The following is an 11850-nucleotide window of genomic DNA, read 5'->3' as shown; positions in this document are numbered from 1 at the left end:
CGGGAATGATTTAATAATATCAGTGTTGATTTATATTTTGGCATAATAATATCATTTTAGCATTAACAATAGGCTCTATTTCAGTTGCGGTAGTATGTTTCGTTAGTTGCAAATACCATTAAATTCAATACGACGACGGGAGGTTCTATGATTGACTAATAGCGACATTTATTTTTTTGCCGTAATAGACCTACTGGTACTGTGCCCGTTTTTATAGTTGTCACCAACAACATGACGTTGTACCAGAAGACGTATTTTCAGTTACTTAGCGTCTTCCGCGACATTTTGCTGCTTTAGCATATTACGGCTTACATACGGCGATGAAGATTCCCATACAGTACTTGAACGTAGGTAATGGGATCTTCATTGCCGTTAATATAAATTTCCCGGCAACCACAAAAAACAACAAAATACTCGCAGACGCTAAAGTGGCTAACAGTGCAATACGTCTTCTGGTTTTAGCATCATGTTGTTGAGTGACAGCTATAAAAACAGGCACAGTACCAATTGGGTCTATTACGGCAAAAAAGAAAATAAATGTCGCTATTAAGTCAATCATGGAACCTCCCATCTAATTCATATCGTATTGATTTTAATGAATTATTATTTACAACTAACAAACATACTACCGCAACTAAGAATGGCGACCTAATTGTTAATGCTAAAATGAGTATTATTATGCAAAAATATAAATCAACACTTGATATTGTAAATCGTTCAAACTCAGGCTCACCTTACAAACAAAAAAACCTTTATAGACAATAACTTAATACCATATAAACAAGTACTAAATGCTACATATTCATACCTTAAATTTATTAACTATTGATTAAAGATTAACTATATTTATCCGATAAAATGTAATAGTTATGACGATAGGTAAATCCACATGGCAAATAGATCAATTAAATTTAAAGTGTTATCGGTAGCCTTACTACCTTTAGTGCTCACAGCAATTGCAATCACTTTTTTGGCAACGTCACAGTCAGAACAAATGAGTGAAAAGAACCAAGAGCAATTACGAGCCTCTTTATTTACTGAGAAAAAAGCCCAACTCGACTCCTTTATTGAATTAGCGATTACTTCCGTTGCAAATGCCAAATCGGATGAAGCCAAAAAAACGATTCTAAGAAACTTAAGATACCAACAAGGTAGTAATTACTTTTTTGTTTACGACACTAAAGGAAATCAAGTTGTTAGTGCCGACAGTCCTGAACGTGAAGGGAAAAACTTTTTAAACTCTAAAAGTCCACAAGGTCGATATTTAGTTAAAGAATATATCGAACAAGCACGAAACGGTGGCGGCTATGTTGAATATACTTGGCCTAAACCGAATTCCAGTAAACCATCACCAAAACTAGCAAAAGCGGTCATGATCCCTAGCACAAACTGGATCATCGCTACTGGCTTCTACATTGATGAATTAGAACAAACTTTAGCCGTGTTAAAAACTGAAAATCAAGAAATGCTTTCAACCAGTATTTTTAAAATAATCAGTTTAGCGATTGTGTTATTAGTGATCATGTCAGCTATTTCGATAAAGTTAGTGCAAACCATTACTAAGCCGATTAACCACGCAGTGAGTGCCTTAGATGAAATTGCTAACGGTGATGGCGATTTAACCAAACGATTAGATGAATCTAAAGGGCATGAACTAGGTGCGCTTTCTGCCGCCTTTAACTTATTTGCCACCAAAATTGCCGATATGGTCAAACAGATTAATGGCTCTACTCAAATCTTATCAAGCTCAAGTGTCAAGCTGACCCAACTAATGGACCAAGCAGAGTCCGGCGTTCAACGCCAGCATTCTGAGAGTGACCAAGTTGCCACCGCCATGAATGAAATGTCAGCCACAGCATTAGACGTTGCCCAAAGTGCAAGTAATGCCGCAAGAGCAGCCCATGAAGCTGAAGACCAAGTAACCGATGCATCTAAAATATTAGATGGCGCCATTGAAGTAATTAATGGTCTTGGTGATCAGGTCAATATTGGTGTTGAAGTTATCGGTAACTTAGGTGAAGAATCTAAAAATATTGGTGGTGTCATAGAAGTTATACGAGGCATAGCAGAACAAACCAATCTACTTGCCCTCAATGCCGCAATTGAAGCAGCAAGAGCCGGTGAGCAAGGTAGAGGCTTCTCAGTGGTTGCCGATGAAGTAAGAACCTTAGCGGCAAGAACGGCCAGTAGCACAGAAGAAATTCAACGTATGATCGTTAAGCTTCAAGGCGGCACCGATGAAGCCGTACACGCAATCACCGAAATCAATGAAAAATGTATTCACACGGTCACTGAAGCTGAAAGAGTTGACTCTGCGTTAAAAGCCATACGCCATTCAGTTACGACAATCAATGACATGAACAGTCAAATCGCAACCGCAGCAGAAGAACAAACCATGGTTTCTGAAACTATCAATCAAAACGTCCATCAGATAGTTGCTGTTGCACAAGAAACCGCAGATGGCACTGCAGAAGCCACAAGCATCAGTAAACAACTTAATGATGTTGCACTAGATATGTCTAAACTGGTGGGACAATATAGAACGTAAATGGGGCAATGATTAATTACATCGCCTGATGACTGGATCATAGTATCGTGTCTGCATATACATGCAACCAACAAAAAACCGCCAATTTGGCGGTTTTCATCATTAGATAAATTTATGTTAATAATTAATCGTCTAACAATATTCTAGCAATCGTACGAACACCAAGGCCTGTTGCACCTGGCGCGTATTTGTCTGTTCCACTTGCAACAAAGGCACCAGCTAAATCAAAGTGTAACCAATTTTGACCTTCATTAGCGACAAATCTTGATAAGAAACCTGCTGCATTAGATGCGCCCCCCATGCCACCACCTTTTTGTGGACGACTGTTGGCAGTATCAGCATAAGCGGATGGACATGATTGCTGATGAAATTTCTCTAAAGGCAATGCCCATGCGCCTTCAAACTCTAATTCAGCGGCATGTAATCCTTGTGAAACGAATGGTTTGTCTAAGCCAAATACTGCATTGTATTCACTGCCTACAGCCATCATGGCTGCCCCTGTTAATGTCGCGGCATCGATTACACGTTCGGCTTTAAGCTCTCCGGCATGTAACAAACCGTCGGCTAATACAATACGCCCTTCGGCATCGGTATTCACTATCTCAACAGTAGTACCATTTTTATAAGTTAAGATGTCACCTAGTTTATAAGCATTGCCACCAATTAAGTTTTCTGCACAACACAGAATTAACTTAACGCGTTTATTAAGACCACGAGAAATGGCTAACGCCAGCGCTGCAGTCACTGTTGCAGCCCCCCCATATCACACTTCATGGTTAACATGCCTTCTGAGGCTTTAATTGAATAACCACCACTGTCAAACGTAATCCCTTTACCCACCAAAGCTGTTGAAATTGGCGCTTGTGGATCTTTGCTTGGGTTATAATCTAACGTTAACATCACAGGAGGGTGAATACTGGCACGACCTACAGAGTGAAGTCCTACCCATCCAGCTTCTAACAAATCATCACCCATGACAATTTCATGTGTTACGCAATCTGGTGCTAATTCAGTGATCAGGTTGATTGCACTATTAGCTAACGCCAACGGGTACATATCTTGTGGAGATAAGTTCGTTACTTTTTTAGACCAGTCAAAAGTCAGTTTTCTGTTATCTAACTCTTTAGTATCGCCTTCTGCCCATACAACAGTTTGACCACCTTTTGCGGTCACAAAACCTAGGTAAAAACTCCATTGTTGTTCAATATCCCACGTTTCTGCGAGTGCAACCGCATTTACGCCCATAGACTGAATTTTACGAGCTGATGCTTGAATAGTGCTTAATTGCGACTTGTAATCAGTGTGAGTGATATGAATGACATGGCCATCAGCATTCATACTAATTGCCGTATTTATCCCCCATTGGGCAGGTGCAGCTTGTTTAGAAACGTTTACGTTTAGGATATCTGACATGGGTTACTCTCATAGTTAAAATAATTGGAGATAGGATAATGGGTTCATAATAGAAAATTAATTCTAATTAGTCAGTTTATTCCTTGTTTTATCATTAATATAGTTATTGAATACATCTCATTAATTAAGTCGTTTTACAATTTTAATCAAATTTTTTAATCGTTCTTATGAAGGAAAATACCTATGGCTGGCGCTAGCTTTTTTGCCTTATTTGATGACATCGCTCTGATCTTAGATGACGTTGCGGCAATGACAAAAGTTGCTGCAAAAAAAACAGCAGGCGTACTTGGTGATGATTTAGCCGTTAACGCTGAAAAAGTTTCGGGGGTTTCCGCAAGCAGAGAGTTACCAGTAGTATGGGCTGTAGCAAAAGGCTCTTTTATCAATAAGTTTATTCTTGTTCCCGCGGCATTATTAATTAGCTTTTTTGCTAACTGGTTAATTGTCCCTTTGCTAATTTTAGGTGGTTTATATTTATCTTTCGAAGGCGCTGAAAAAATCCTAGAAATGGCCGCCAATCGAAAATCAAAAAATAAACAACAAGAAAAGTTATTGTCTGCATTATCCCAGCCAGACTTAGATATGGTGCAATATGAAAAAGACAAAATTAAAGGTGCGATAAAAACAGACTTTGTGTTATCAGCCGAAATTATCATTATCGCCCTTGGTACCATAGCCAATGTTCCGCTTAACGAACAAATTATGGTGCTGTCTGTCATCGCGATTGCTATGACTATTGGGGTTTATGGCTTAGTTGCTGTCATTGTTAAGCTTGATGATGTTGGTTTATTCTGGCAATCGCTTAAACCCACCAATGTTTTCAACAAAATTTTAAACAAACTAGGAGCTGGTTTACTGGTATTCGCACCAAGATTAATGCAAAGCCTGAGCTGGATTGGTTTGGTAGCTATGTTCTTAGTTGGCGGCGGCATGTTAACCCACAATATAGAATGGTTACACCACGCCTCCACTTTCTTATTAAGCATAATCCCTGCGACAAGTGGTTTATTGCTTGGCATAACAAGCGTCATATTAGATGGTCTTTATGGCATCATAGGCGGCTTAATTGTGGCAGGATTACTTCATTTGAAACCCAATAAATCTAAGGATTAATAAACTAAGTTATGCAACATAACTCTGCATTATCCCAAGGAAAATTAATTAAACGCTATAAACGTTTCTTGGCCGACGTCACCACCACCTCTGGTGAAGAGATCACCATTCATTGCCCCAATACCGGGGCGATGACAGGTTGTGCTGAGCCTGGTTTCAACGTTTATTTTAGTACCAGTGATAACCCTAAACGAAAATACCCTAACACTTTTGAGTTAGCACAAAATCAATTAGGTCACTTTATTGGCATTAACACGATTAAAGCCAATAACGTTGTCGTTGAAGCTATCAATAATGGTTTATTGCCAACGGTCTCCAATTACGCAAAGCTGGCAACAGAAGTAAAGTACGGTAATGAAAATAGTCGAATTGACATATTGCTCACGGATAATGATCTTAGGGGCGATACAAAACCTAACTGTTTTATAGAAGTAAAATCTACAACTTTGTTGTTAGATGAACAAACAGGGTTAGGAGCATTTCCAGATGCGGTGACGACTCGGGGACAAAAACACATCCGAGAATTAGCAGAAATGATCCAACAAGGCCATCGAGCCGTATTGGTGTTTTTGGTGCAACATACTGGCATTAAGTCAATGACAGTGGCTGATCATATTGATCCTAAATACGCTGATGAACTAAAACGAGCTCATACTGACGGGTTAGAAATTATCGTATTACATACACATATCGATTTAGATGGAATTGTTGCCACCAAAACGAGTGAATTTCAGTGGTCTTAATTAATATTTATTTTGGCCATTTTAGATAAATAAATTGCGGTAGGCGCTAATTTTTGCTATAGATAGCGCCGTTTTTTAAAGCAGTAACGCCACTGGTTGCTGGATAAAAATACTATAACGCGCTAACCAGTTGAATTATCAGGAGAAAACAACGCATGGCAGATAAAAAATCATTAGGATTGCTAGCCCTCGCAGGCGTTGAGCCGTATGTTGAGTCAAAAAATGAAGAGTACATGTCAGATGAACAGTACGATCATTTTAGAAAGATTTTAGAAGCTTGGCGTAATCAATTACGTGAAGAAGTTGATCGTACTATGTCTCATATGCAAGACGAAGCGGCAAACTTCCCAGATCCGGTTGATCGTGCCTCGCAAGAAGAAGAATTTGCATTAGAATTACGTACCCGTGACCGTGAACGTAAATTAATTAAGAAAATTGAAAAAACACTAACTCTAATAAAGAGTGGTGATTTTGGTTTTTGTAAGACATGTGGCATCGAGATTGGTATTCGTCGTTTGGAAGCTCGTCCAACCGCTGATCAATGTATCGATTGCAAAACATTGTCTGAAATTAAAGAGAAACAATTAGGTGGTTAAGGCATAAGCCTTAACCCTTTTTTCTTTTGTGAAATCATCATTTCAACTGCAACACCAATTTCAACAATCTAATACTCAATATCGTGGGCGTTTTGCGCCATCCCCATCAGGACCATTACATTTTGGTTCTCTCGTGGCGGCTCTTGGCAGTTATTTACAAGCTAAATCGCAAAATGGCCTTTGGTTTGTTCGCATAGAAGATATAGACAAACCAAGAGAAGTCCCAGGCTCTGTTGATACCATCTTAGATGGCTTGCAACGTTTTGGCTTATTTTGGGATCAAGATCCAAATACAACAAGCGAACAACAATATCGCCAATGTTTGGTTCAATCTTCTCGGCAAGAGCGCTACCAGCACATATTTGATCAGTTAAAAAAACACAACCATCTATACACTTGCCACTGCACACGCAAAGGCATTAAAAAATTAGGTGGTATTTATCTTGGTCAATGCCGCGATAAAAACCATGAATTTGACCAACATGCTGTTCGATTAAAACAACACTTTGAACATGGTCAATTTGAAGATTTGTTGCAAGGTCATATCGAGGTAGATAAACATCTTGTAAATGAAGATTACATTATAAAACGTACTGGTGGATTATTTGCGTATCAACTGGTGGTTGTGATTGATGATATTGATCAAGGCATTACGGAAGTTGTACGTGGTGCAGATATTATGGAGTTAACCCCAAGGCAAATAAACTTGTTTAATTTAATTGGAGTTACGCCTCCTAGCTATTTACATCTTCCTTTGATAGTCAGTGAAGATGGTAAAAAACTAAGTAAACAAAACCATGCTCCCGCACTAAACTGCGACGATCCCATTCCTGAATTAATAAAAGCATTAACTTGTTTAGGCTTGCCCACTGAGAATACAACTTGGTTAAGTTCAAGCTCAGTGACTGAAATCATTGAATGGGCGATAAAAAATTGGGATATAAAACATATCCCAACTCAATTAGATATCTTAATTTAATCGACAATTTATTTCATCAATCTAGGGTGGTACAGACATCACCACACTGCAATAATAATACAAACCACTAAGGTATAAATTGCGCGGTAACCACCTTCAATAAGTGCCAACTTTGTACTTTGGTTATTATACAATCCATCCGAATAACGAGTTGCCAACATAACTCCTACACCTAACAACAAACCTAACTGGACACCTTCCATTAATGTATCTACACCTAAACCTGAAGCAATAACCGCAATCACCCAAGCGGTAATTGTAGATGTTATAAAAGTCAGCCCCATCGCTTTAACAGGGTTACCTAGCGAATCTAAAGTATGGCCATGTTCATCCATCCAGCTTTGTCCAAAGACTTTAGGGTTATACCAAACACCACCAATGACAAATGCCACTACGCTGCTCACTAATATTGCCCACCCGTTTACATTCATTAAATCCAACATTTTTATCTCTTTTTTATTGTTATACATTGCGAATTTGCCGAGATTAACTACCTGTAATCGCTTGAATTTATCTCGCTTTTACTGAGTAAACATAGTGTAGCTTTAATAATTAAAAATTAAAGGTGTTTGATTCGCAGTTAACTTATTTATATTTATTGGTATTTGCTGTAAAATGCGCCGCATTCGCAGCTTTCGCTGCATGTTTCGAACTTCAAACAACAAAATTGGATAAATCTCTTAGTGGTTTTTAAAAAAGTAATTTCTTGGTTTAGTAAAAGTGACACTCCATCACCAGCAATTAATCCAAATACGTCAACGGCACCGACCAAACAATATGTCGCTAGAGTTCCTAAAGTGATAGAAGGCGCCACGACAATTCCACGTAGCGAACACCCGGTTTCTAGAAAAGACATCAGCCCAAGCGCTCTCAAAGTTTTGTATCGATTAAAAGACAACGGCTATGACGCTTACTTAGTCGGTGGCTGTATACGCGATATTTTATTAGGCTTAGAACCTAAAGATTTTGATGTAGTGACCAATGCAACGCCAGAACAAGTTAAGCGTTGTTTTAATAACTGCCGTTTGATTGGCCGACGTTTCCGTTTAGCCCATATTATGTTTGGTCGTGAAATTATCGAAGTGGCGACTTTCCGTGGTCATCATGAAGTAGAAGTTGAATCAGAAGAAAATGTTAGCAAAGAAGACTTAGCTAAAAAAATCTCTCGTCAAAGTGACGAAGGTCAATTATTACGTGACAATGTTTTTGGTTCAATGAATGAAGATGCTGAGCGTCGTGACTTTACCATCAACGCGTTATATTACGACATCAAAGACTTCTCCATTTATGACTTCGCCAACGGCATGGCCGACATAGATAAAGGCTTAATTGACCTAATTGGCGATCCAGAAACTCGTTATCGTGAAGACCCAGTGAGAATGTTACGCGCTGTACGTTTTTCTAATAAATTGAGAATGCAGATAGCGGAACGTACCGAAGCCCCTATATTTGAATTGGCTCATTTATTAAAGAATATTCCACCTGCGCGTTTGTTTGATGAATCTTTAAAACTAATGTTAGCTGGTAAAGCACAAGTCAATTATCAATCATTAAGAGAATATGGTTTATTCCGTTATTTCTTCCCTGCTGTGGATCAAGAATTAACAGGTAACCCTGACGATAAAGAAGAACGTTTATTGTCAATTATGTTTGGTAACACAGATACACGTATCAACTCGGGCAAATCGGTATCGCCTGCCTATATTTTAGCGGCTATGTTTTGGTATCCATTGGAAGCGCTTGCCACGTCATTAGAATTGGAAGGTGGTTTACATCCTTATGATGCTTTCCAAGTCGCGACCAACGACATTTTACAACGTGCTGTACAAACTATTGCCATTCCGAAACGCTTTACCACAGCCGTGCGTGAAATATGGACTTTCCAACACAGATTAACAAAAACCACAGGTAAACGTCCTTCGGTGTTAGTCGAAAACCCTAGATTTAGAGCCGCTTATGATTTCTTGTTATTACGAGCTGAAGTTGAAGGTGGGGAGTTAACCCAGTTAGCGCGGTGGTGGACTGATTATCAGCAGTCGGCCGAAGGCAAAAAACACGCCTACTCGAACCCAAACCATGGCAAACCTGAGTTTAAATCAAAGTCTTCAAGTACGCCTTACCCTAAGAAAAAGCGCAGACCTCGTCAATACGATAAACCGAAAGGCAAAAACTAAGGACGTTTGACATGACTGAATTAGTTTATGTTGGTTTAGGTGCGAATTTAAAATCGCCATTAGAGACCATAAAATTAGCCATTAATGAATTAACGGTATTACCTCACTCTGAGCTAGTTGGGGTATCTAAAATATACAGCAGCAAACCAATGGGGCCTGCTGATCAACCAGATTATATTAATGCGGTTGCGTTAATTCGAACGGAATTAACGCCTCATCAATTGTTTAGCCACACTTGTGCCATAGAAGACAAACACGGTAGAACCCGCGTAGGCGAACACTGGGGCCCACGCACTTTAGACTTAGATATATTGTTATATGGCCAACATCAAATTAATGATGAACAGCTCGTTGTACCTCATTACGGTTTACAGCAACGCGAGTTTGTAATTTATCCATTATTAGATATCACGCCCGATTTAGTTCTGCCTTGTGGCACTATTGTTGAGTCATTGACTAAAAACATTCCATTAAATGGCATGACTCCGTTATTATCGACTCACTAACAGTCGTAATTGAAAACTTATTCGTTTCAAACAACTGATAACATTAAACGTTAGACTTATTACAAAGGTTTTATCATGGCAAAGATCACAACTTCAACGTTATTGAAGATGAAACAAAACGGCGAAAAGATAGCGGCACTGACAGCTTACGACGCAAGTTTTGCTCAATTATTTGACGCACAAGGTGTTCATGTTTTATTGATTGGTGATTCAATGGGTATGGTATTACACGGTGCCGATAGCACCTTAAGTGTGACCAATGAACAAATTGCTTACCACACCCGTTGTGTAAGAGCTGGCGCCGATAACGCATTAGTCATTGCCGACATGCCGTTTATGACCTATTACAACGCAGAAAAAACCTTAGAAAATGCTCATGAATTAATGGCCGCCGGTGCCAATATGATCAAAATGGAAGGCGGTGATTGGTTATACGACACCATTAAAAAGCTGACTCAAAATGGCATTCCAGTCTGTGGACATTTAGGTTTAACGCCACAATCGGTAAACGTATTCGGTGGTTTTAAAGTACAAGGTCGTGACAACGACAAAGCACAACAGATGATTGAACACGCTAAAGGGTTAGAAGCAGCGGGTGCGCAACTTTTGGTTTTAGAGTGTGTGCCAACTGATTTAGCTAAAGCCATTACCGATGCTATTTCAATCCCAACGATTGGCATAGGAGCTGGTAACGTCACTGACGGTCAAATCTTAGTTATGCACGATATGTTTGGCATCAGCTCAGGTTACATTCCTAAGTTCTCAAAAAACTATATTGCCCTAACAGGTAATATGCGTGAGGCTGTTGACCTATACGTTTCTGAAGTACAGTCAGGTGAGTTCCCTGACGAGTCTCGTTCTTTTAATTAAGGGTTATTACATTGTTAATCTTTAATCAACTTTCTGAGCTGCGCTTATGGCGTAAAGAATTAGCGAAACAAGGCAAGTCATTAGCGTTTGTGCCAACCATGGGTAACTTACACGAAGGACATATTAAGCTTGTTGAAGAAGCACATAAATACGCCGATATCGTGATCACATCGATTTTTGTTAATCCAATGCAATTTGGCCAAAATGAAGATCTTGATGCTTATCCACGCACATTTGAAGCCGATTGTGACAAGTTAAAAGCAGCTGACAATCATGCTGTGTTTTATCCAAAAGCAACCGACGTTTACCCAAACGGTTTAGATGCACAAACGTATGTTGAAGTACCGGATACTGAACATACGTTATGTGCCGAAGCGACGCAAAGACCCGGGCATTTTCGTGGTGTATCTACTGTTGTCGCAAAGCTGTTTAACTTAGTCCAACCTGATGTTGCGGTTTTTGGAGAAAAGGATTTTCAACAATTACGTTTAATTAAAACCATGGTTTCTGACTTAAATATGCCAATCGAGATCATCGGAGTTGCAACATTCAGAGAAGAAACAGGTTTAGCTAAAAGCTCACGTAATGGTTATTTAACTACTGAGCAAAAAATGATTGCACCAGCATTAAACCAAGCACTTAACTTGATCAAAAATGCATTATTGGATGGCTCATCTGATATTGCAGGGTTACAAAATTTAGCCACTGAATTTATTAATGAAGCCGGACTAAAAACGGATTATGTGCTGATTAGAGATGCCAAGACGATGGAACCTGTGACTGAAAACAGCAGTGATATTGTTATTTTAGGTGCTGCTTACCTGGGTAAAGCTCGATTAATTGATAACCTTTGTTTTCAACGATAGCTACCTGTTAACACTAAACTGAGCCAGATTAATTCTGGCTCC

11 protein-coding genes and 1 pseudogene are annotated in these 11850 nt (G+C 39.2%); 9 read left to right on the top strand and 3 right to left on the bottom strand.

The annotated features are described in order from the left end of the window. Positions 1-301: 301 nt before the first annotated feature. Positions 302-559, bottom strand: coding sequence for a MarC family protein (locus RT723_RS11855; RefSeq protein ID WP_315947301.1), 258 nt, complete (start codon positions 557-559; stop codon positions 302-304). A 330-nt stretch (positions 560-889) separates the two neighbouring features. Here RT723_RS11855 and RT723_RS11850 point away from each other — a divergent pair, with 330 nt between their 5' ends. Next, the gene (locus RT723_RS11850; protein ID WP_315947300.1) at positions 890-2548 is read left to right on the top strand and encodes a methyl-accepting chemotaxis protein; all 1659 of its coding nucleotides are present in this window, start codon (positions 890-892) and stop codon (positions 2546-2548) included. Positions 2549-2672: 124 nt separating this feature from the next. On the opposite strand, the pseudogene pepB reads toward RT723_RS11850, so the two are convergent. Beyond that, a pseudogene (gene pepB, locus RT723_RS11845) lies at positions 2673-3961 on the bottom strand (aminopeptidase PepB). A 183-nt stretch (positions 3962-4144) separates the two neighbouring features. Between pepB and RT723_RS11840 the strand changes: the two are divergent. The 4 genes from RT723_RS11840 to gluQRS all read left to right on the top strand — a co-directional run bounded on the left by RT723_RS11840 (position 4145) and on the right by gluQRS (position 7392). Next, complete coding sequence (locus RT723_RS11840) at positions 4145-5074, top strand: DUF808 domain-containing protein (protein ID WP_216054019.1); 930 nt, start codon at positions 4145-4147, stop codon at positions 5072-5074. 11 nt (positions 5075-5085) lie between these two features. Next, positions 5086-5817, top strand: coding sequence for a DNA/RNA nuclease SfsA (gene sfsA / locus RT723_RS11835; RefSeq protein WP_315947299.1), 732 nt, complete (start codon positions 5086-5088; stop codon positions 5815-5817). Between the two features lie 155 nt (positions 5818-5972). Then, positions 5973-6413: an RNA polymerase-binding protein DksA gene (gene dksA / locus RT723_RS11830; RefSeq protein ID WP_216054017.1), complete on the top strand. Its 441-nt coding sequence runs from the start codon at positions 5973-5975 to the stop codon at positions 6411-6413. Between the two features lie 28 nt (positions 6414-6441). Then, the gene (gene gluQRS / locus RT723_RS11825; RefSeq protein WP_315947298.1) at positions 6442-7392 is read left to right on the top strand and encodes a tRNA glutamyl-Q(34) synthetase GluQRS; all 951 of its coding nucleotides are present in this window, start codon (positions 6442-6444) and stop codon (positions 7390-7392) included. Between the two features lie 38 nt (positions 7393-7430). Here the strand turns inward: gluQRS and RT723_RS11820 are convergent, their stop codons facing one another. Then, complete coding sequence (locus RT723_RS11820) at positions 7431-7862, bottom strand: DUF1761 domain-containing protein (protein WP_315947297.1); 432 nt, start codon at positions 7860-7862, stop codon at positions 7431-7433. 213 nt (positions 7863-8075) lie between these two features. Here RT723_RS11820 and pcnB point away from each other — a divergent pair, with 213 nt between their 5' ends. The 4 genes from pcnB (at position 8076) to panC (ending at position 11808) form a co-directional block, all read left to right on the top strand. Then, a complete protein-coding gene (gene pcnB / locus RT723_RS11815; RefSeq protein ID WP_428983663.1) occupies positions 8076-9566 on the top strand; it encodes a polynucleotide adenylyltransferase PcnB in 1491 nt (496 codons plus the stop codon). A gap of 11 nt (positions 9567-9577) precedes the next feature. After that, on the top strand, positions 9578-10072 hold the full coding sequence (gene folK / locus RT723_RS11810) for a 2-amino-4-hydroxy-6-hydroxymethyldihydropteridine diphosphokinase (protein ID WP_216054015.1): 495 nt from the start codon (positions 9578-9580) through the stop codon (positions 10070-10072). A gap of 75 nt (positions 10073-10147) precedes the next feature. Further along, positions 10148-10942 (top strand): 3-methyl-2-oxobutanoate hydroxymethyltransferase, encoded by a 795-nt coding sequence (panB, locus tag RT723_RS11805; protein ID WP_315947296.1) that lies wholly within the window; start codon positions 10148-10150, stop codon positions 10940-10942. A gap of 11 nt (positions 10943-10953) precedes the next feature. Further along, complete coding sequence (panC, locus tag RT723_RS11800; protein WP_315947295.1) at positions 10954-11808, top strand: pantoate--beta-alanine ligase; 855 nt, start codon at positions 10954-10956, stop codon at positions 11806-11808. The last annotated feature ends 42 nt before the right edge of the window (positions 11809-11850 follow it).

The organism is Psychrosphaera aquimarina (assembly GCF_032461525.1).
GTDB lineage: Bacteria > Pseudomonadota > Gammaproteobacteria > Enterobacterales > Alteromonadaceae > Psychrosphaera > Psychrosphaera aquimarina.
The sequence above is the reverse complement of the archived record's forward strand: the minus strand, read 5'-3'. Positions and strand labels throughout refer to the sequence as shown.